This is a genomic window from Luteococcus peritonei (assembly GCF_039526385.1).
GTDB lineage: Bacteria > Actinomycetota > Actinomycetes > Propionibacteriales > Propionibacteriaceae > Luteococcus > Luteococcus peritonei.
This window is the reverse complement of record NZ_BAAAIX010000028.1, coordinates 154281-175161: the sequence shown is the minus strand read 5'-3', so window position 1 is coordinate 175161 and position 20881 is coordinate 154281. Positions and strand designations below refer to the sequence as shown.

The 20881-nt window shown below is 69.1% G+C and carries 15 protein-coding genes and 1 tRNA gene; 8 read left to right on the top strand and 8 right to left on the bottom strand.

The genetic code is table 11. From position 1 onward, the window contains the following. Positions 1-97: 97 nt before the first annotated feature. The 4 genes from ABD073_RS12500 to prfB form a co-directional block, all read right to left on the bottom strand. Positions 98-1582, bottom strand: a complete 1485-nt coding sequence (locus tag ABD073_RS12500) for a peptidoglycan DD-metalloendopeptidase family protein (protein WP_343875081.1) — start codon at positions 1580-1582, stop codon at positions 98-100. Between the two features lie 46 nt (positions 1583-1628). After that, complete coding sequence (gene ftsX, locus ABD073_RS12495) at positions 1629-2531, bottom strand: permease-like cell division protein FtsX (protein ID WP_343875080.1); 903 nt, start codon at positions 2529-2531, stop codon at positions 1629-1631. A gap of 43 nt (positions 2532-2574) precedes the next feature. Continuing rightward, positions 2575-3258 (bottom strand): cell division ATP-binding protein FtsE, encoded by a 684-nt coding sequence (gene ftsE / locus ABD073_RS12490; protein WP_343875079.1) that lies wholly within the window; start codon positions 3256-3258, stop codon positions 2575-2577. A 150-nt stretch (positions 3259-3408) separates the two neighbouring features. Then, positions 3409-4515, bottom strand: a complete 1107-nt coding sequence (prfB, locus tag ABD073_RS12485) for a peptide chain release factor 2 (RefSeq protein WP_343875078.1) — start codon at positions 4513-4515, stop codon at positions 3409-3411. 113 nt (positions 4516-4628) lie between these two features. Between prfB and ABD073_RS12480 the strand changes: the two genes are divergently transcribed. Together ABD073_RS12480 and ABD073_RS12475 are read left to right on the top strand one after the other, a co-directional pair. Then, positions 4629-5096 carry a GatB/YqeY domain-containing protein gene (locus tag ABD073_RS12480; RefSeq protein ID WP_343875076.1) on the top strand — a complete coding sequence of 156 codons (468 nt, stop codon included), beginning with the start codon at positions 4629-4631 and terminating at the stop codon, positions 5094-5096. A 101-nt stretch (positions 5097-5197) separates the two neighbouring features. Then, positions 5198-5326 carry a hypothetical protein gene (locus ABD073_RS12475; RefSeq protein WP_343875075.1) on the top strand — a complete coding sequence of 43 codons (129 nt, stop codon included), beginning with the start codon at positions 5198-5200 and terminating at the stop codon, positions 5324-5326. 11 nt (positions 5327-5337) lie between these two features. On the opposite strand, the gene ABD073_RS12470 is transcribed toward ABD073_RS12475, so the two are convergent. After that, positions 5338-5414: transfer RNA gene (locus ABD073_RS12470), tRNA-Val, on the bottom strand. 201 nt (positions 5415-5615) lie between these two features. Here ABD073_RS12470 and ABD073_RS12465 point away from each other — a divergent pair. From ABD073_RS12465 to ABD073_RS12450, 4 genes are all read left to right on the top strand, one after another. Next, positions 5616-7034, top strand: a complete 1419-nt coding sequence (locus ABD073_RS12465; protein WP_343875073.1) for a D-glucuronyl C5-epimerase family protein — start codon at positions 5616-5618, stop codon at positions 7032-7034. Further along, complete coding sequence (locus tag ABD073_RS12460) at positions 7031-9235, top strand: leucine-rich repeat domain-containing protein (protein ID WP_343875071.1); 2205 nt, start codon at positions 7031-7033, stop codon at positions 9233-9235. Before ABD073_RS12465 ends, ABD073_RS12460 begins: the two co-directional genes overlap by 4 nt. 168 nt (positions 9236-9403) lie before the next feature. Then, positions 9404-11023: a catalase gene (locus ABD073_RS12455; RefSeq protein WP_343875069.1), complete on the top strand. Its 1620-nt coding sequence runs from the start codon at positions 9404-9406 to the stop codon at positions 11021-11023. Between the two features lie 144 nt (positions 11024-11167). Then, positions 11168-13129, top strand: coding sequence for an APC family permease (locus ABD073_RS12450; RefSeq protein ID WP_343875067.1), 1962 nt, complete (start codon positions 11168-11170; stop codon positions 13127-13129). A gap of 29 nt (positions 13130-13158) precedes the next feature. Here ABD073_RS12450 and mgrA read toward each other — a convergent pair whose 3' ends face one another. After that, on the bottom strand, positions 13159-14151 hold the full coding sequence (gene mgrA, locus ABD073_RS12445; protein WP_343875066.1) for an L-glyceraldehyde 3-phosphate reductase: 993 nt from the start codon (positions 14149-14151) through the stop codon (positions 13159-13161). 327 nt (positions 14152-14478) lie between these two features. Between mgrA and ABD073_RS12440 the strand changes: the two genes are divergently transcribed. Further along, positions 14479-15153 carry an SPFH domain-containing protein gene (locus tag ABD073_RS12440; protein WP_343875065.1) on the top strand — a complete coding sequence of 225 codons (675 nt, stop codon included), beginning with the start codon at positions 14479-14481 and terminating at the stop codon, positions 15151-15153. Positions 15154-15606: 453 nt separating this feature from the next. Beyond that, complete coding sequence (locus ABD073_RS12435) at positions 15607-17397, top strand: ABC transporter ATP-binding protein (protein ID WP_343875064.1); 1791 nt, start codon at positions 15607-15609, stop codon at positions 17395-17397. Positions 17398-17439: 42 nt separating this feature from the next. Here ABD073_RS12435 and ABD073_RS12430 read toward each other — a convergent pair whose 3' ends face one another. Both ABD073_RS12430 and aceE read right to left on the bottom strand, forming a co-directional pair. Next, positions 17440-17823 carry a DUF3052 domain-containing protein gene (locus ABD073_RS12430; RefSeq protein WP_343875063.1) on the bottom strand — a complete coding sequence of 128 codons (384 nt, stop codon included), beginning with the start codon at positions 17821-17823 and terminating at the stop codon, positions 17440-17442. A 219-nt stretch (positions 17824-18042) separates the two neighbouring features. Further along, on the bottom strand, positions 18043-20808 hold the full coding sequence (aceE, locus tag ABD073_RS12425; protein WP_343875062.1) for a pyruvate dehydrogenase (acetyl-transferring), homodimeric type: 2766 nt from the start codon (positions 20806-20808) through the stop codon (positions 18043-18045). Between the last annotated feature and the right edge of the window lie 73 nt (positions 20809-20881).

The following is a 20881-nucleotide window of genomic DNA, read 5'->3' as shown; positions in this document are numbered from 1 at the left end:
GACAACGCGCGAGGCCCCGCACCAACCCTACTGCGTGGGCGGTACGGGGCCGAGCGCTTTTCTCCCGGGGCGAAGCCCGGGCCGTCCGGACGTCGGATCAGAAGTAGCTGCTGGGGTTCATCAGCTGACCGTTCTTCCAGACCATCAGGTGCAGGTGGCAGCCGGTGGAGTAGCCGGTGCTGCCGACGTAGCCGATGACCTGGCCCTGCTGGACCCGCTGGCCCACCGAGACCACGTAGTGGGTGGCGTGGTTGTAGCCGGTGGTGACATAGCTGCCGTTGACCATGCCGTGGTCGATCATCAGCCGGTTGCCGTAGCCGCCGTTGTAGTAGGCCTCGGAGACGACGCCGGAGCGAGCGGCGCGGATCGGGGCGCCGCAGGCAGCGCCGTAGTCCATGCCGTCGTGCAGCTTCCAGTAGTGCAGCACCGGGTGGAAGCGCTGGCCGAAGGGCGAGGTGAGCGGGCCGTTGACGGGGGCCGCGAAGCCACCCCCGCTGTAGCTCGGGCTCGGCGCCTGGACGCTGCGCTGCCGGCTCTCGCTGGACCTCGCCTGGCTGACGGCCTGCTGGGCCGCTGCCTGGGCCCGGCGAGCCCGGGCGCTCTTGGCCGCGGCATCGGCCTGGCGCCGCTGCTCGGCGATCCGGGCCTCGCGGGCCAGCCGGTCCGCCTCGGCGCGGGCACGGGCCGCCGCAGCGGCCTGGGCACGGGCCTCCGCCTGGGCCTTCGCGCGCGCCTCGGCGGCTGCCTTGGCGGCGGCAGCCTTCTGGGCGGCGATGCGGGCCTCGATGCGCTGCTGGACCGCTCGCGCCTCGCCGTCGAGCCCGGCCTGTCGCTTCTTCTCGTCGGCCAGCTTGCCGGCCACCGCATCGCGGGCCTGGGCATTGGCGCCCACCAGCTGCTGGACCGAGACCGCGGCCTGGTCGGCCTGCGCCTCGGCGCTGCGGGTGCGCTGCAGCTGGGCGGCCGCCTCGTCGCGCTGGGCGGAGACCTCGGCCTCGGCGCGGGTGCGGGCCTGCTTGGCCGCCTCCAGCTTGAGCTGGAGGGCCTGCAGCCGGTCCATCTGCGCCTGGGTCGCGTTGAAGATGGTGTGCGACCACTGCATCTTCTGGTTCACGTCACCGGTGTTCACCTCGCTGACGAAGGCGGCGATGCCCATCAGCTCGGTGTTCTGCTGGTGCGTCTCGCGCACGCTGGCGCCGATCAGGCGGGCCTCGGCGTCCACGGCCTTCTGGTTGTCCGCCACGGCCTTGCGGGCCGCGGCCAGCTTGGCGCGCGCCTCACGCAGGGAGGCGGCGAGCCGGGCGTCCTCGGCCTGGGCCTGGCTCCGGGCGGTCTGCGCCTGGGCCAGCGCCTCGCGGGCCTGGGAGAGCTGGGCCTCCGAACGCTGCAGGTTCTCGGCGGCCTGGTTCAGCTCGGCCGAGAAGTTCTCGACGTTGGAGGCTGCCGCCGCCTGCTCGGACTTGATGCGGTCACGCTCGTCGGTGAGGTCATCCGCATGGGCCGTGGGAAGGATCGACAGACCGAGGGCCACACAGGCCAGGCCGGTCAGGCCGTTCCGTACGAGACGGGGGGAAGTCGACACGCTCTTCTACCTCAAATCTGGTACCCGACGACCTGAGCCGGGGGCCTCAGATTCTCAGGTACTTCTTGGTCGCAATCAGCGTGGGCACTATAGACAGCACGATTCCGACCAGAGCAACCCAGGCCATGGCGATGGCCGCGTGCTGCCACGTGATCCAACGTAAAGCCTGAATCGAGACTTGAGCATTCTTCACGATGATCAGGTAGTACCCCGCGGCCAGGCTCGCCGCGGCCAGGCCGGCACCGACGACGCCGGCCACCAGGCTCTCCAGCAGGAAGGGCAGCATGATGTAGCTGTTCGAGGCGCCCACCAGACGCATGATGCCCAGCTCGCGGCGTCGGGCGAAGGCCGCCATCCGGATGGTGTTGGCGATCTGCAGGGCCGCGGCCAGCAGCAGCAGGGCGCTCATCCCGATCGTCGCCCACTTCAATGCATTGAGCCAGCTGAACAGCGGGTCGAGCACCTGGTGCAGGTCCTGGACGTTCTGCACGCCCGGCAGCACCTTGGCCTCGTCCACCACGGAGGCGTACTGGTTGGGATCGCGCAGCTTCACCCGGAAGGAGTCCTGCATCTGCTCCACGGTGAGCGACTCCAGGATCGGCGAGTCCTTGAAGGTCTCGCGGAAGTCGTCGTAGGCCATCTGCTTGGACTCGTAGTAGACCTGCTGCACCTCGGGGTTGGCCTCCAGGCGCTGCTTGACCAGCTCGCGCTGCGCCTCGGTGGTGTCCTTGCCGGCCTCGCACATGCCGCCCTGCGAGTCCTTGACGCACATGAAGACGCTGATCTCGATCTTGTCGTACCACTTGCCCTTGATCAGGTCGACCTGCTGCATGGTCATCAGACCGGCACCGAACAGGGTGAGGCTCACCCACATGGTGACGATCACGGCCAGGGTCATCGACAGGTTGCGACGAAGGCCGGAGCCGGCCTCGCGGAGTGTGTGACGCATTTGGGAAATCCTTTGCTGGGGTGGTCCGGGCTGCGAGCGGGGCTCAGCTGCCGTAGACGCCCTTGGTCTGGTCGCGGATGACCTCACCGGCGTCGAGCTCGATGACGCGGCGGCGCATCTGGTCGACGATGGTCGAGTCGTGGGTGGCCATGATCACCGTGGTGCCGGTCTTGTTGATCCGGTCCAGCAGCTTCATGATCCCGACGCTCGTGGCGGGGTCGAGGTTGCCGGTGGGCTCGTCGGCCAGCAGGATCTGGGGCCGGTTCACGAAGGCCCGGGCGATGGCGACGCGCTGCTGCTCGCCGCCGGACAGCTCCTCGGGCAGGCGCTTGCCCTTGCCGCCCAGACCCACCATCTCCAGGGTCTCGGGGACCACCTGGTTGATCTCTCGGGTGGGGCGCCCGATGACCTGCAGCGCGAAGGCGACGTTCTCGTGCACCGTCTTGCCGGGCAGCAGGCGGAAGTCCTGGAAGACCGCACCGATCTGGCGGCGCAGGGCCGGGACCTTCCAGGTGCGGAGCCGGTTCAGGTCCTTGCCGGCCACGTGGATGGCGCCCTGGGTGGGTCGGTACTCGCGCAGCACCAGCCGCGTGAAGGTGGACTTACCCGATCCGGACTGCCCCACCAGGAAGACGAACTCGCCCTTGTCGATCTGCACGTCGACGTTCTTCAGGGCGGCCTTGTCCTGGCCCGGGTAGATCTTGGTCACATGGTCGAAGGTGATCACGTCGGTTCCTCGGCCGTGGTTGGGGAAGACCTGAGACTTCTCAGGACGGCCGTGAAGGAGTCTAGGGTCCTGCCGCTATGACGCTGCGCAGACACTCGCGGGGCCAGCTGAAATTCAGCTGGCCCCGCGCGGGTCCACTCGGAGGGAGGATCAGCCCTCGTCCTGCATCCGCCAGCGGATGCCGGCGTCGATGAATCCGTCGATGTCACCGTCGAAGACGCCGTCGGTGTTGCCCACCTCGAAGTTGGTCCGCAGGTCCTTGACCATCTGGTACGGGTGCAGCACGTAGGAGCGCATCTGCGAGCCCCAGGAGTTGCCGCCGTCGCCCTTCAGCGCGTTCATCTCGGCCTCCTTGTCCAGGCGGGCCTTCTCCAGCAGGCGGGACTGCAGCACCCGCATGGCGGCCGCCTTGTTCTGCAGCTGGGACTTCTCGTTCTGGCAGCTCACCACGATGCCGGTGGGGATGTGGGTCAGGCGGACGGCGGAGTCGGTGGTGTTCACCGACTGGCCCCCGGGGCCCGAGGAGCGGAAGACGTCGACGCGCAGGTCGGCCTCCGGGATGTCTATGTGGTCGGCCTCCTCGGTGACCGGGAGCACCTCCACGCCGGCGAAGGAGGTCTGGCGACGGCCCTGGTTGTCGAAGGGCGAGATGCGCACCAGGCGATGGGTTCCCTGCTCCACCGAGAGGGTGCCGTAGGCGAAGGGGATCTTGACCTGGAAGGTGGCCGACTTGATGCCTGCCTCTTCGGCATAGGAGACGTCGAAGACCTCGACCGGGTACTTGTGGCGCTCGGCCCAGCGCGTGTACATGCGCAGCAGCATCTCGGCGAAGTCGGCGGCGTCGACGCCACCGGCCTCGGACCGGATGGTCACCATGGCCTCGCGCTCGTCGTACTCGCCGTTCAGCAGGGTGCGCACCTCGAGCGCCTCGATCTCCTTCTTGAGCTTGGAGATCTCGGTGTCCACCTCGGCGGCGGCGTCGGCGTCGTCCTCCTCCTCGGCCATCTCCATCATCAGCTGGACGTCGTCGAGGCGGGTGCGCAGGCCCTCGATGCGCTCGACGTCGGCCTGCAGCGCGGACAACCGGGAGGTGACCCGCTGGGCATTGGCCTGGTCGTCCCACAGGTCCGGGGCGGCCACCTGCTGCTCGAGGTCTGCGATCTCGGCCTTCTTGGCGTCGGGGTCGATCACGGCCTCGATGGACTTCAGGGAAGTCTCGAGCGTGGTGAGGGTGTCGGAATAGTCTGCGAGAGCCACGTCGAGTGAGTCTACAAGCACCACGCCCCTGCGCCCAGCGACGGCCGGCCGCCGCCAGCGGCGACAGTCGGTCGAGGGGCGTGGGAGGATCGTGGCGACGAAAGGAATGATCCATGGGAGCACTCAAGGACCAGCTGAAGGCCGACCTGGTGGTGGCCATGAAGGCCAAGGACGACGCCGCGAAGAGCAACCTGCGCATGGCGCTGGCCGCCCTGCACACCGAGGAGGTGGCCGGCGACGCCGCCCGTGAGCTGAGCGATGCCGAGGAGATCGGCGTGGTGACCAAGGAGGTCAACAAGCGCAAGGACTCCGCCGAGGCCTATGCCGCCGGTGGCCGCCCGGAGCTGGCCGCCAAGGAGAGCTCCGAGGCCGACTTCCTGGCCCGCTACCTGCCCGCCCCGCTCACCGAGGCCGAGGTGCAGCTACTGGTCGACGAGGAGGTGGCGGCCGCCGCGGCGGCCAGCGGCGAGAAGCCGACCATGAAGCAGATGGGCGCCATCATCAAGGCGGTCACCGCTCGCGCCGAGGGCCGCTCCGACGGTCGCACCATCTCCGGCATGGTGCGCTCCGCACTCGCCTGAGCTGCAGCTGGCCCGACGGCCCCCGGCTTCCCGGCCGGGGGCCGTCGTCATGCCACGACCCCCGAGGCTGGTTCGCCCTGGCCTACCCGGCGCTGCTGGCCATGGGCGTCGTGGGCGCGGCCCTGCTGGTGGAGCGGGCGATCGAGGCGGTGGGGCACGCTCCCCTGCTGCGGCTGCCGTCCGTGCTCTCCTCGCGGCTGCACAGCTGGGAGCTGGCCGGCCGCAGCTGAGCCGGGCGAGGTGGTGGGCGCAGAGGGACTCGAACCCCCGACTCCCTGCTTGTAAGGCAGGTGCTCTAACCAACTGAGCTATGCGCCCGTGGGGCCCAGCCATTCTCGCAGCTCGCGAGCCCAATGCACAGCAGGACCCGACGTGCGTCTGCGCATGCCTCTCAGCACCTGAGGCTACTCGGAAGATCTCCGAGCGGGGAGACCCGCCGTGTCGCGGATCGCCCTGCGGGTGGGATGCTTCGGTGGCCACCGGCTTGCGAAGCCAGCCCCCTCACGTGAGGATCTCGACATGAACGAGAACGTCCTGTCCCGCCGTTCCCTGCTGACCGCCTCCAGTCTCGGTCTGCTGGGGGCCGGTCTGGCACCGACGGCAGACGCCTCGACGCGCTGGCGCATGATGAGCGAGACGGTGGTCAGCCCGCCCCGCCCGGCCTGGGCGGTCATTCCACCGAGCTACCGCGGCCTGATGGGCACCAGCGGGCCCGACGGGATTCCCCTCCTGCCCCTGAAGGACGGGCGCAAGGTCATCCATCCAACGCAACTGGGCAATTTCCTGAACTCCCACCTGGAGTCCTACCAGCTGGACAAGGACCGGGGCCACCTGGCCTATGTCGGCCAGGTCACCGAGGCGCTGATGAAGCGTTCCGCACGTCGCCAGGGAGCGCGCTTTCTCGCCTACGAGTTCGACTGGCACTCGCGCCACGGAGTGCTCGCCGACCCCTGGTACTCGGCCTTCGGGCAGGCCAAGTTCCCGCGCATCTGCTACTGGATGTGGGAGTTCACCGGCCAGCGGAAGTGGCAGCAGTACATGCAGGAGGTGCTGCAGGCGTTCTGGATGCCACCGGTGCGGTCACGGCCGGCGGAGCCATGGATCGCGGGGACCGACGTGAACAACTGCCTGTGGCTCGAGGAGTACCCGGAGCCGGGCGGTGTGCCCTCGGGCGTCTTCAACGGCCACTTCTACGCCCTCTCCGAACTCGCCTACTTCACTCAGCTGTCCGGCGACGCCCGCACCAAGGACCTCGTCCAGGGCGCCGCGGCCACGCTTGACTTCTACCGGAACTACTGCCGGGTCCCGGGCTCGGCGTCGAACTACCACGCCTTCTCCCGCTCCCAGGTCACCAGCTACCACAACGTGAATGCCTCCGTGTACACCCAGCTCTACAACCACACGGGCGCCGAGCGCATCGCCAAGGTCGTCGACCAGATGGTCAACGACTGGCCGATCACGGGAGGTGCGGCGAGCCTGCAGGTCAACCCCACCCCGGTGCAGGTGATGAAGCTCGGCGCCACCGCCCCCGGCACCCCCCGCCTGTGGACCCCTCCCGCAGGAACCGTGCTCCGTTCCAGCACCAGGGCCCGTTGGCTGGGCTTCCCGGGCGTCTGGAGCCACATGAACAACGGGCCCTACACCGGATGGTTTGTTCGCGAGACCGCCGGCCGTGCCTTCCGGCTCGGTACGGCCACGGACCGCGTCGACTTCACCCGCTCCCGCGCCGTGGTCTTCGATGCAGGGCGCCAGATCCAGGGTTTCCGGATGGACACCGGTGGCCGGCGTGTGCTCGCCCGCACCCAGACCCTGTCGCGGTCGTCGATGGCCCATTCACGCAGCCGCGCGCTGATCGCCGGCCAGCACCACATCCTGATCGAGGACGGCGGATTTGCCGGCCTGTGGATCCCCGAGAACCAAGGAGTGCACTACCGATGAGGCCCAGAACCCTCCCGCTGCTGGCCTGTCTGGTGGCCCTCCCCCTGGCGGTTCCCGCCACAGCCCCGGCCCGGGCGCAGACCACCCCGAGGATCGACTCCCTCTCGGTCCGCAGCGCCGCACGCTCCTCCGAGGTCTGGGTGAGCCTCCAGGGGTCGGGCTTCACGGCGGACAGCACCGTCCGCTTCGGCTCGGTGACCTCGCCCTCGGTGCGCCTGCGCTCCGGCCAGGAGCTCCTGGTGCGCGTCCCCTCGCATCCCGCCGGGATCGTCGGCGTGACGGTGCAGACCTCGGCGGGCCGTTCGGTCGGCAGCCCTGCCCTGGCCTTCCGCTTCTTCGAACCGAGCGGGATCAACAGCAAGCACCAGTCACCCACCAGCGGGGCCCCGTCCCGGGTGAAGGCCACCGCCATCAGCTCGCTCGATGCGAACCTCAGGCTCTGCCTGACCGATGCCCTCGGGCTCCCCCAGGGCAGCGCCGTGACCGGCGCCGACCTCCAGCAGCTCACCTCGCTCAACTGCCAGGACCGCTCTATCCGATCCCTGGCAGGCCTCGAACAGGCTCGGAACCTGACCTCCCTGGACCTCTCCCGCAACCAGGTGGCCAGCCTTGAGCCGCTACGAGGAATCACCGGACTGCGGCGGCTGTGGATCCCCTCGAACCAGGTGACCTCGCTCCAACCCCTGGCGGGGCTGACCGGCCTGACCGAGCTGAGGGCCTCCAGCAATGCCCTGACCAGTCTGTCCGGGCTTCCGGCGCGTGCACTGGTGGACCTCGCCGTCGATGACAACCGCCTCACCACCCTGGAGGGCGTCGACGGGGCCTCCTCACTGGTCACCCTTGAGGCCTCGCTGAACCAGATCAGCAGCATCGGCCCCCTGGCGACCCTGCGGAGGCTCGGCGAGCTGCACCTGTGGGGCAACACGGTCTCGGCACTCACTCCGCTGGCGGGTTCGGGTCAGCTCGACACCCTCGACCTGACCGGCAACCGGGTCAGCAACCTGGCTGCGCTGCGCGGCCTCACCAACCTGCGCGAGCTCAGCCTCGAGTCCAACCAGGTGCAGGACGTGGGCCCGTTGGCCGCCCTGTCGCAGCTCCGCAGCCTCAACCTGAACCGCAATGCGGTGGACAGCGTCCGGCCGCTCGGCGGTCTGGTCAACCTGCGCTGGCTCTTCCTGCGAGAGAACCGCATCTCCGACCTGAGCCCGCTGTCCCGGGTGACGGCAGAAGCCATCGAGGCGCAGGGCCAGGTCATCCCGCTGCCCCTCAGCACCAGCGGCTGGTGGCCCCTGACCCTGCTCGACCGGCGTGGCGCCGCCCTCACGGTGAGCGGTGCCAGCCGGGGTCCTGGCATCATCACGTGGACCGGCACGGGTGCGCGGAGCGCGCGGTTCAACTCGGCCGACCAGACCTTCAGCGGAACGATCAGCCAGACGGTGCGCACGAACGCGGCGGAGCGCTTCGGCGACTCGACGGCGGACGGACGCGGTGACCTGTACTCGGCCACGGCGGGAGTGCTGCGCTTCTACCCGGGCACGACGACCACCCTCACCACGACCACCCGGCTGCCCGGCAGCTGGGGCCAGGTCACCTGGATCGGCCGGGTGCACGACCTCAACAGGGATCGGCAGTCCGACCTGTTGATGGTCGACTCCGGCGGGCGGATGTGGCAGCACCTGGTGCCCGGCCCCTCAGCCCTCGGGGGGCGCAAGCAGGTCGGCAACGGATGGACCACCATGTCCCTGGTGACGACTGCCGGCCACCTCACCGGTGGCGGGACGCAGTACCTCGTCGCCCGGGAGAACAGCACGGGCAGCCTCTGTCGCTACACGGTCACGGCCAGCGGCCTGTCCGCCAGGACCCGGATCGGGGTCGGGTTCGGCGGCATCCGCAAGCTCGCGGCCGTCGGCGACTGGAATGCGGACGGACGTGACGACCTGGTCGGCGTCCGGGCCGACGGACGGATGCAGCTGTTCACCAGCGCCGCGGACGGAACCCTGCGCTCTGGCCCGCAGGTGGGCCAGGGGTGGTCGTCGATGGCGTCCCTGGTCCGCGTGGGCGACATGTCCGGCGACGGGCGCCCCGACCTGGTCGCGCTCGCCTCCGACGGCCGGCTGTGGCTCTACCCGAACCTGGGCAACCGCTGGGGGATGCGGCGCCAGATCGGGGCGGGATGGCCCACGTCGCTGGTCATCGGCTGAGGTCCGCCACCGCCAGGACCCCAAATCCCCCGCCGCAAGGGATTGACCGGGTGGCAAGTTAGGGCCGCCTCAGCTTTCGAGCGGAATATTTGTCGGTGCTCTCTGGTTGTGTGTTCTTCGAAGGTGCCCATGGCAACCCGTCACGGGCCTGTCCAAAAAGGAGTGCAGATGACCGATCGCCACTTACCCCAGGAAGACACGCTCGGAGCGCTGCCCAGCGGCGCCCGACCCGACGGAGGATCCACCAAGTCCAACGGCGCCCCTGCCGTCAGCGACCGCAACTCGCTCAGCGTCGGCGCCAACGGCCCGCTGCTGCTGCACGACGTGCACCTGGTGGAGACCCTGGCCCACTTCAACCGCGCCAACGTCCCCGAGCGTCGTCCGCACGCCAAGGGCGCCGGCGCCTTCGGCACCTTCGAGACCACCCAGGACGTCAGCCAGTACACCAAGGCCGGCCTGTTCCAGAAGGGCGCCAAGACCAAGATGCTGGCGCGCTTCTCCACCGTCGCGGGCGAGCAGGGCTCCCCCGACACCTGGCGCGACGTGCGCGGCTTCGCGCTGAAGTTCTACACCGAAGAGGGCAACTACGACCTGGTGGGCAACAACACCCCCGTCTTCTTCGTGCGTGACCCGCTGAAGTTCTCGAGCTTCATCGCCTCGCAGAAGCGCCTGCCCGGCAACGGCCTGCGCGACAACAACATGCAGTGGGACTTCTGGAGCCTGAACCCGGAGACCGCCCACCAGGTCACCTACCTGATGGGCGACCGCGGCATCCCGAAGACCTGGCGCCACATGAACGGCTACGGCTCCCACACCTACATGTGGGTCAACGCGGCCGGCGAGCGCTTCTGGGTCAAGTACCACTTCCACAGCCAGCAGGGCGTCGAGGGCCTGACCGGCGACCAGGCCACCAAGATCGCCGGCGAGGACGCCGACTTCCACCGTCGCGACCTGTGGGAGTCCATCGAGCGCGGTGACTTCCCGCAGTGGAAGCTGTCGGTGCAGGTCATGCCCTACGAGGAGGCCAAGACCTACCGCTACAACCCCTTCGACCTCACCAAGATCTGGTCCCACAAGGACTACCCGCTGATCGAGGTCGGCACCCTGACGCTGGACCAGAACCCGGCCAACTTCTTCGCCCAGATCGAGCAGGCCGCCTTCTCCCCCTCGAACCTGGTGCCCGGCATCGGCTTCAGCCCCGACAAGATGCTGCTCGGCCGCGTCTTTGCCTACCCCGACCAGCAGCGCCACCGCATCGGCACCAACTACGACCAGCTGCCGGTCAACCGCCCGATCGTCGAGCGCAACTTCATCGGCATGCACGACGGCTACATGAACTTCGAGCAGTCCGAGAAGTCCGAGCAGGGCAAGATCCAGGCCGTCTACGCGCCCAACTCGATGGGTCGCAGCTACTCCGACGAGGTCGGCCCGGTGGAGGACGGCTGGGAGTCCGACGGCGAGATGGTGCGCCAGGCCTACACCCTGCGCGCCGAGGACGACGACTTCACCCAGCCCGGCATCCTGGTCCGCGAGGTCTGGAACGACGAGCAGCGCGAGGCCTTCGTCAACAATGTCGCCGGCCACCTGCTGGGCGGCGTCAAGGGCGAGGTCCTGCAGCGGGCCTTCGCCTACTGGAAGGCCGTCGACCCGGCCTGCGGCCAGAAGATCCAGGCCAAGGTGGAGGCCGGCTCCGGTGAGCCCAACCCCTACACCGAGCACGAGGCCGCCGACGCCCGCGCCGCCTCCGGCGAGACCATCGAAGAGAACAACACCAACGCCGCCAAGTGATCAGTTGACCACAGCAGCAGAACCGGGGCCGTCTCGCAGCAGCGGGGCGGCCCCGTTCGCGTCCGCTGAGCCGCAGCTGTGGACCGCACCCCACCAGACGCTCCCGCGCCCCCGCTGCGCCCACCCTGGTCCTACCCTTGTGCGGTGACCACGACCGCACCCACCCCGCACCAACGCCGCGATGGCTTCCTGCGCTGGTTCCTGCAGCGCGAGGAGAGCGCTCCGGCGGGCCTGGAGAACCCTGACGAGAAGGTCTCCCAGGCCCACGCCAAGCCGTGGTACTCCGTGATGTGCCTGACCGGCGTGGACTACTTCTCCACCCTGGGCTACCAGCCCGGCATCGCGGCCCTGGCCGCCGGCTCGCTGGCCCCGGTCGCGACCCTGGTGCTGGTGCTGATCACCCTGTTCGGCGCCCTGCCGATGTACCGCCGGGTGGCCAAGGAGAGCCCGCACGGGGACGGCTCGCTGTCCATGCTGGAGAAGCTGCTCACCTACTGGCCCTCCAAGGTGCTGGTGCTCAGCCTGATCGGCTTCGTCGCCACCGGCTTCATCATCACCATCACGCTGTCGGCGGCCGATGCGACGGCGCACCTGATCGAGAACCCCATGCTCAAGCACTACCTGGAGGGCCAGCAGGTGCTCATCACCCTGGTCCTGCTGGCGCTGCTGGCAGCGGTCTTCCTCAAGGGATTCAGCGAGGCCATCGGCGTGGCCGTCGTGCTGGTGCTCACCTACCTGGCGCTGTCGGTGGTGGTGGTCGTCAAGGGGCTGTCGCGGGTGGCCGCGCACCCCGAGCTCGTGGGCGAGTGGCGCGAGCTGATGCTCACCCAGCACCACAGCATCACCGGCATCGTGCTGGGCGCCATGCTGGTCTTCCCGGCCTTGGCCCTGGGCCTGTCCGGTTTCGAGACCGGCGTGGTGGTGATGCCCCTGGTCAAGGGAGATCCCGAGGACACCCGCGGCAACCCCGCCGGCCGGATCCGCAACACCCGCAAGCTGCTCACCACCGCCGCCTGCATCATGAGCGTGCTGCTGATCGGCTCCTCGCTGGCCACCACCCTGCTGATCCCCGCCGAGGCCTTCCAGCCCGGGGGCGAGGCCAACGGGCGTGCGCTGGCCTACCTGGCGCACACCATGCTGGGTGAGGGTTTCGGCACCGCCTACGACGCCGTGACCATCGCCATCCTGTGGTTCGCGGGCGCCTCGGCCATGGCCGGCATGCTCAACATCGTGCCGCGCTACCTGCCCCGCTTCGGCATGGCCCCGGAGTGGACCAAGGCCACCCGGCCGCTGGTGGTGGTGCTGTGGCTGGTCGCCTCCCTGGTCACCGTCCTGTTCCATGCCAGCGTCGACGCGCAGGCCGCCGCCTATGCCACCGGCGTGCTGGCCCTGATGACCTCTGCCGCGGTAGCCGTCGCCCTGACCGAGCTGCGCCGCAGGCACTGGGGTGCAGGGCTCTTCTTCAGCCTGATCAGCATGATCTTCATCTACACCTTCGTCACCAATGTGCTGACCCATCCGGGCGGCCTGTGGATCGCGCTGCTCTTCGTGGCCGGGATCATGGTGGTCTCGGTCTGGTCACGAGCCACCCGCTCCACCGAGCTGCGGGTGCCGTTGGTGCGCTTCGACGCGGGCGCCGAGCAGATGCTCACCGAGGCCATCGCCACCCAGCAGCCGGTCCGCTTCATCGCCCACAAGGGCCAGCGCTACGACGAGGCCGAGTACAACTACAAGGCGCTCGAGGTGCGGCTGGACAACCACATCCCCAATGAGGCCGGCGCCCTCTTCCTGGAGGCCCACACCACCGATGCCTCTGACTTCGAGGCGCCGGTGGACGTGACCAGTGCCGTCATCGGCCGGCACCGGGTGCTGCGAGCCAGTGGCACGGCGGTGCCCAACGTGCTGGCCGCCGTCCTGCTGGAGGTCAACCGTCGCACCTCCGAGCCGCCCCACTGCTACTTCGAGTGGTCCGAGAAGAGCCCGGTGGACAACATGATGCGCTTCTTCGTCTCCGGCCAGGGCGACACTCCCCCGATGGTGCACGAGATCCTGCGCAAGGCGGAGCCGGAGCCGCGCTGGCGGCCCCAGCTCCACGTCGGCGGCTGAACCGGGCGGTCCCCCGGCCAGCCAAGGTCTCAGCCCTGCAGCACCTGCTCGATGCGCTGCAGCTCCTCGTCGTCGAAGTCGAGGTGCTGCAGCGTGGCCAGGTTGTCCTCGAGCTGCTCCAGGCTGCTGGCGCTGACCAGGGTGGACGTGATGCGACGGTCGCGCAGCACCCACGCCAGCGCCATCTGGGCCAGGCTCTGCCCCCGCCCCCGGGCCAGCTCGTCCAGGGAACGGATCCGGGCCAGCATCGCCTCGCCCAGCCGCTCGGCCAGGGCCGGGGTGCGAGCGGCGCGCGAATCCTGCGGGATGCCCTGCAGGTAGCGGTCCGAGAGCAGCCCCTGGTCCAGCGCGGAGAAGGCGATGATGCCCATCCCCTGCTGCTCGCACTCGTCCACCAGGCCGTCCTCCACCCAGCGGTCCAGCATCGAGTAGCGGGGCTGGTGGATCAGCAGCGGGGTGCCCAGGTCGCCGGCGATCCGGGCGGCAGCCGCGGTCTGCTGCGGGTCGTAGGAGGAGATGCCGACGTGGAGCGCCCGACCGCTGCGCACCGCCTGGTCGAGGGCCATCATGGTCTCCTCCAGCGGGGTCTCGGCATCGAACCGGTGGCTGTAGAAGATGTCGACGTAGTCCAGGCCCATCCGCTCCAGCGACTGGTCGAGGCTGGCCAGCAGGTACTTGCGGCTGCCACCACCCTGGCCGTAGGGGCCGGGCCACATGTCGTAGCCGGCCTTGGTGCTGATCACCAGCTCGTCGCGGTGGGGGCGCAGGTCGTCGGCGAACAGGCGGCCGAAGTTGAGCTCGGCCTGGCCATAGGGCGGGCCGTAGTTGTTGGCCAGGTCGATGTGGGTGATGCCGGCGTCGAAGGCCCGGCGGACCACGGCGCGCTGGGTCTCGCCGCTGGTCAGGTCGCCGAAGTTGTGCCACAGGCCCAGGCTGAGCACGGGCAGCTTGAGCCCCCAGCGCCCGCAGCGTCGGTACTCCATCTGGTCGTAGCGGTCGGGGGCCGGCAGGTATCCACTCATGGGCCCATCCTTCCGCAGCAGGGTGGCCGGGCGCGACGGGGATGGGCGGAAAATCGGTTGCCGACTGCCTGACGGCTCCCGCACCATGGACGGGTTGCCGGGAGGGGCGGCCAGGGAGCTGTGGCCCCGCCGGTCCCGCCATGTCGCCCGGCCACGGTGCTGCTCAAGGACAGCTCTGGTTCCGGGGGTTCGACTCCCCCACCCACGCCACCGCTCCGCCCACGCTCCGTGCCCGGCCCTGCGGCCGGCCCCGTCCAGGGGCCTGCCCCGCCGTGTCCGGACGGGCGGGGTGGTGGTCCTGACAAGCCCTGAAGGGGGTTGAAGACCATGAAGAAGAATCTGTGGACCGTCGATGTCGACGCTCGTGAGCAGGTGCTGGTGCACCGCCACGGCCGTCTGGTGGAGGTCTTCGGCCCCGGTCGGCACCGGCTGCGCCGCGGCATGCGCCTGACGCCGGTGGAGACCGGCCGCCAGGTGCTCGCGTTGGCCCCGCAGGAGGTTCCGTGCGCCGATGCGATGACCGTGCGCGCCACGGTCGCGGTGCGCTGGCACGTCGCGGACGCGCGGGCCTGGGTCGAGACGGCCCCCGAGCCCCTCGACGAGCTCTACCTGCAGGTCCAGGTGGCGCTGCGTGATCTGGCCGTCGCGCAGGGCGTCGAGCAGGTCGCCGGTGTGCTGCGCTCCCCCACGACGGCAGCCACGCTGCGTGAGGCCGTGGCTCCCGCGGTCGCGGACCTGGGCATCGCCGTGGACGAGGTGGTGGTCAAGGACATCGTGCTGCCCTCGGAGCTGCGTCTCGCAGCGCAGCGCGTGGTCGTCGCCCGTCACGAGGGTCTGGCGCGCCTGGAGGCGGCGCGGGCCGAGACCGCGGCACTGCGCTCGTTGGCCAACGGCGCGAAGCTGCTGGACGACCACCCGGCCTTGGCACGGCTGCGCCTGGCCGAGGCGTCCACGGGCGGCACCACCCTGGTGCTGCAGGAGGCGGCGCCGGGGATCGGCTGAGCGCAACAGGGTCCCGGGAGCCGTGCGGCTTCCGGGCCCTGCCGAGCGCGGACCGATCCCCCGATCCGGTCCGAGCCGTCCACCCTCCCGGGCGGTACGCTCCCAGTCTGTGCGCCCCACGAAGGGGCGACAAGCCTCCATCATCCTACCGTTTTCAATCAGTTCACAGCAGCCGGGCGGGCGCCGCCGCCATTCGTTGCCCACCACGCAAGAGCGGCGACGGCCCGGGACCGCGCCCCGCATCCTGTCCCCTGATCCGGTGACATCGTTCGTCGCCACGCGTCCGGGATGTGGGCGCGACAGCGCCAGGGAGCAAGACGGGATGAGGCACCGCCACCGTCGGCTTCTCTCAGCCCGCTCATGGCGACGGTTCTGGCCCGCCAGGAGGCCGGAGTAGGCTTGCCGACCGGCGGTCTTCCTGCCATCCCCCATTCCATCCCTCTGGAGTCAGCTGTGCGCAGCCTGTTGCAGATCCTCGCCGCGGTGAAGGAACTGAAGTGGTACTACATCGGCATCATCGTCTGCTCGGTGCTGACGGTCGTCACCGGTCTGGCCACCCCCTTCATCATCAAGGCCGCCACCGACGAGGTGGTGGCCAGCCTGCGCGGCAGCGGTGGCGGGGTGCGCGCGGTGCTCTGGCTGGCCGTGCTGCTGCTGGTGGCCGACCTGGCCAACACCCTGATCAGCAACCTGGGCGGCTACTTCGGTGACGTGATGGCCGCGCGGCTGCGCACCCGGCTGAGCGAGCGCTACTTCCACAAGCTGCTCACCCTGCCGCAGCGCTACTTCGACACCGCCCTGACCGGCACCGTGATCAGCCGGCTGAACCGCTCGATCACCGAGACCACGCAGTTCCTGCAGAGCGCCAGCAACAACTTCTTCCCGATGATCCTGCAACTGGTGGCCGCGCTGGCCATCACCGCCTGGTACTCACCGTGGATCAGCCTGCTGCTGCTGGTCATCTTCCCCACCTATGCCTGGCTGACCGCGCTCACCTCCAAGCGCTGGCAGCGGCTGGAGGGCGAGAAGAACACCCACGTCGACATCGCCAACGGCCGCTTCGCCGAGGTGATCGGCCAGATCCGCGTGGTGAAGTCCTTCGTGCAGGAGAGGCGCGAGCTGGACAGCTTCGACGAGCACTACGACGCCACGATCGCGCTCACCCGGGCCCAGTCCAGCTACTGGCACGCCATGGACGCCGCCCGTCGCGGCATCATGAACCTGGTCTTCTTCGGCATCTACGCCCTGATCTTCGTGCGCACCGTGCGCGGCGAGTTCAGCCTGGGCACCATGGTGCTGCTGATCCAGCTGGTCAACCTCGCCAAGCAGCCGGCGATGATGATGAGCTACCTGGTGGACACCGCCCAGCGCGCCATCGCCGGCAGCCGCGACTACTTTGCCGTGATGGCCGAGCAGCCCGAGCGCACCGAGCTCGTCGGGCCGCAGCTGGTGCGCCGCGAACTGCCCGCCGGGCAGCCGATGATCGAGTTCCGCGACGCCAGCTTCGGCTATGAGGACGGCGAGGACGTGCTGCACGACGTGAGCTTCCAGGTGGCGCAGGGCGAGCGGGTGGCCTTCGTGGGTGAGTCCGGCGGCGGCAAGACCACCCTGGTCAGCCTGATGCTGGGCCTCTACCCGCTGCGCCAGGGCACCGTCGAGCTGGCCGGGCACGACGTCAACCAGACCCCGCTGGAGCTGCTGCGCGGCAACGTGGGCGTGGTCTTCCAGGACGCCAGCCTGTTCAGCGGCACGATCCGGGAGAACATCGCCTATGCCAATCCCGGCGCCACCGACGAGCAGGTGGAGCAGGCCGCCAAGGAGGCCAATGCGCACTCCTTCATCATGGGCTTCGAGGGCGGCTACGACGCGCTGATCGGTGAGCGAGGGCTGAAGCTGTCCGGTGGGCAGAAGCAGCGCATCGCCGTGGCGCGCGCCATGCTGAAGGACGCGCCGATCCTGGTGCTCGACGAGGCCACCAGCGCCCTGGACTCCAAGAGCGAGCGTCTGGTGCAGGAGGGGCTGGACCGCCTGATGCAGGGCCGCACCAGCGTGATCATCGCGCACCGGCTCAGCACCATCGCCAGCGTCGACCGGATCATCACCCTGCGCGACGGGCGCGTGGACGAGATCGGCAGCCCCGAGCAGCTGGCCACCACCGGCGGCATCTACTCCGAGCTGCTGGCCCTGCAGACCGGCAGCAAACGCGACCGCAAGAAGCTCAAGAACTACGACATCCTGGGCTGAGGCCCACCTCGCCGTCCCCGCAGCCGCGGGGCGGGGGTGGGTTCACTTGACCTTGACGCTGCCCTTCGGGCGCACCAGCTTGATGCCCTGCCAGTCGGCGGCCAGGTTGGCGATGGTGGTCTGGGCCAGGCCGGCGGTCTGCACGCCCTCGGCGAGGTCGGCCGGCTCGATGTAGCCCTCGCGACCCACCTTGGGGGTGAGCAGCCAGATCACGCCGGTGTCGGACAGGTCGGTGAGCGAGTCCACCAGGCCGTCGACCACGTCGCCGTCGTCGGAGCGCCACCACAGCAGCACCATGTCCACGGCCTCCAGCGCGTCCTCGATGAGGTCGGCATCGATGGCGTCCATCACCTGGTTGCGCAGGTCCTCGTCGACATCGGTGTCCCACCCGATCTCCTGGACCACCATTGCCTCGGACAGAGCCATCGGAGCAATGCTCGAGGTCTCCTTGCGCTCCGGCTGAGCCGCCGTTACCACCGTCTTTTCCCACTTTCGCTGCCTGGACGCACACCGTGTGCGGCCGATCGTTGACAACAAGCCTGCCAGATCGCCGCGCACGGGTGCCACACGGCATGGCGGGAAATGGCCCAAAGACAGCGGCGCCCGCCCCCACGAAGGGGACGGGCGCCGCGTGCCGGGTCTGGATCAGGCGTCGCCGCCGGCATTGCCGGAGGTTCCCGCGGTGACGTCCAGCAGGTTGTACTTCTCGGCAGCCTGCAGCGGCCACTCGGCGGGCACCTCACCACGGTCGGCCAGCACCTGCAGGGTGCGCACCACCATGGAGGGGCCGTCGATGTGGAAGAAGCGACGGGCAGCCTGGCGGGTGTCGGAGAAGCCGAAGCCGTCGGCACCCAGGGTGGCGTAGTCACCGGGCACCCACTCGCGGATCTGGTCCTGCACCGCGCGCATGTAGTCGCTGGTGGCGACCACGGGGCCGGGGCGGTCGGCGAGCTTCTGGGTGACATAGGCCACCTTCCGCTCCTCCTGCGGGTGCAGGAAGTTGTGCTCGTCGCAGGCCAGGCCGTCGCGACGCAGCTCGCCCCAGCTGGTGACGCTCCACACGTCGGCCACCACGCCGAAGTCCTGCTTCAGCAGCTCCTGGGCCTCCAGGGCCCACGGGACACCGACGCCGGAGGCCAGCAGCTGGGCGCGGCGGGCATCCTCGCCGACTCCCTCGAAGCTGCCCTCCTGCAGCAGGTACATGCCCTTGACGATGCCCTCGGCGTCCACGTTCTCGGGCTGCTTGGGCATCACGATCGGCTCGTTGTAGACGGTCAGGTAGTAGATGACGTCCTCGGCCTTCTCGCCGTACATCCGCTCCAGGCCGTTCTTGACGATGTGCGCGATCTCGTAGGCATAGGCCGGGTCGTAGCTCACCACCGCCGGGTTGGTGGCTGCCAGCAGCGGGCTGTGCCCGTCCATGTGCTGGGTGCCCTCACCGGTCAGCGTGGTGCGGCCCGCGGTGGCGCCCACCAGGAAGCCGCGACCGAGCTGGTCGGCCACTGCCCACATGGAGTCGCCGGTGCGCTGGAAGCCGAACATCGAGTAGAAGATGTAGATCGGCACCATCGGTACGCCGTGGGTGGAGTACGAGGTGGCGGCGGCCGTGAAGGCGGCCATCGAGCCGGCCTCGTTGATGCCCAGGTGCAGGATCTGGCCGTTCTTCGCCTCGCGGTAGCTGAGCATCAGCTCGTGGTCCACCGGCGTGTAGTTCTGCCCGTGCGGGTTGTAGATCTTGATCGTCGGGAAGAACGAGTCCATGCCGAAGGTGCGGGCCTCGTCGGGGATGATCGGCACGACGTGGGGAGCGAACTCCTTGTCGCGCATCATGTCCTTGAGCAGGCGCACGAAGGCCATCGTGGTGGCGATCTGCTGGTTGCCCGAACCCTTCTTGACGCCGTCGTAGGCCTTGTCCTCAGGCAGCTTGATGGCCTTGGAGACCTTCGTGCGGCGCTCCGGCACGAAGCCGCCCAGCTCGCGACGACGCTCCATCATGTACTTGATGCGCTCGTCCTCGGGACCGGGGTTGATGTACGGCGGCTGGTAGGGGTTCTCCTCCAGCTCCTTGTCCGTGACCGGCATCTGCAGGCGGTCGCGGAAGCCCTTGAGGTCGTCCAGGGCCATCTTCTTCATCTGGTGGGTCGCATTGCGGCCCGCGAAGTGGGTGCCCAGGAAGTAGCCCTTGATGGTCTGGGCCAGGATCACGGTGGGGGCGCCGGTGAACTCGGTGGCGCTCTTGTAGGCCGCGTAGACCTTCTGGTAGTCGTGGCCGCCGCGCTTGAGGTTCCAGATCTCCTCGTCGCTCCAGTCCTTCACCATGGCCGCGGTGCGCGGGTCCTTGTTGAAGAAGTGCTCGCGCACGTAGGCACCGTCATTGGCCTTGAAGGTCTGGTAGTCGCCGTCAGGGGTCTGGTTCATCAGGTTGACGAGGGCGCCGTCGGTGTCGTTGGCCAGCAGCGGGTCCCAGCCACGGCCCCAGACCACCTTGATGACATTCCAGCCGGCGCCGCGGAAGAAGGCCTCCAGCTCCTGCATGATCTTGCCGTTGCCGCGCACCGGACCGTCCAGGCGCTGCAGGTTGCAGTTGACCACGAAGGTGAGGTTGTCGAGCTCCTCGTTCGCGGCCCACTGCAGCGCACCGCGCGACTCGACCTCGTCCATCTCGCCGTCGCCCAGGAAGGCCCAGACGTGCTGCTGCGAGGTGTCCTTGATGCCGCGGTTGTGCAGGTAGCGGTTGAACTGCGCCTGGTAGATCGCGTTCATCGGGCCCAGGCCCATGCTCACGGTCGGGAACTGCCAGAAGTCGGGCAGCTGGCGCGGGTGCGGGTAGGAGGGCAGCGCGCGGATTGTGCCGTCGACGACGTGGCTCTTCTCCTGGCGGAAGCCGTCCAGGTCGGTCTCGTCGAGGCGACCCTCGAGGAAGGCGCGGGCGTACATGCCGGGCGAGGCATGGCCCTGGAAGAAGACCTGGTCGCCGCCACCGGGGTGGTCCTGGCCGCGCCAGAAGTGGTTCAGGCCCACCTCGTAGAGGGTGGCCGCGGAGGCATAGGAGGCGATGTGGCCACCGACGCCGATGCCGGGACGCTGGGCGCGGTGCACCATCATGGCCGCATTCCAGCGCAGCAGGCGGCGGTAGCCGCGCTCCAGCTGCTCGTCGCCCGGGTAGGCGGGCTCCTTCGACGGCGGGATGGTGTTCACGTAGTCGGTGCTGGTCAGCGACGGGACGCCGATCTGACGCTCACGGGAGCGCTCCAGCAGCTTCAGCATCACGTAGCGGGCACGGTTGCGGCCCTCGGCGTCGATGATGCCGTCGAGGGACTCGAGCCACTCGGAGGTCTCCTCCGGATCCGTGTCCGGCAGGTTGGTCGGCAGGCCGTTGATGATCGGCCCGGGGTCCTCGCGTGGGATCACGCTGTCGTCCTTTCTCGATTGCTGGACGTGGGCATGCCACCGAGGTGGGTCACGTCGCGTTCCATCTTCCACC

Coding starts and splice junctions, on each gene's coding strand:
- ftsX (WP_343875080.1), bottom strand. CDS start 2,531: ATGCGTCACACACTCCGCGAGGCCGGCTCCGGCCTTCGTCGCAACCTG.
- ABD073_RS12480 (WP_343875076.1), top strand. CDS start 4,629: ATGGGAGCACTCAAGGACCAGCTGAAGGCCGACCTGGTGGTGGCCATG.
- ABD073_RS12475 (WP_343875075.1), top strand. CDS start 5,198: ATGGGCGTCGTGGGCGCGGCCCTGCTGGTGGAGCGGGCGATCGAGGCG.
- ABD073_RS12465 (WP_343875073.1), top strand. CDS start 5,616: ATGAACGAGAACGTCCTGTCCCGCCGTTCCCTGCTGACCGCCTCCAGT.
- ABD073_RS12460 (WP_343875071.1), top strand. CDS start 7,031: ATGAGGCCCAGAACCCTCCCGCTGCTGGCCTGTCTGGTGGCCCTCCCC.
- ABD073_RS12455 (WP_343875069.1), top strand. CDS start 9,404: ATGACCGATCGCCACTTACCCCAGGAAGACACGCTCGGAGCGCTGCCC.
- mgrA (WP_343875066.1), bottom strand. CDS start 14,151: ATGAGTGGATACCTGCCGGCCCCCGACCGCTACGACCAGATGGAGTAC.
- ABD073_RS12440 (WP_343875065.1), top strand. CDS start 14,479: ATGAAGAAGAATCTGTGGACCGTCGATGTCGACGCTCGTGAGCAGGTG.
- ABD073_RS12430 (WP_343875063.1), bottom strand. CDS start 17,823: ATGGCTCTGTCCGAGGCAATGGTGGTCCAGGAGATCGGGTGGGACACC.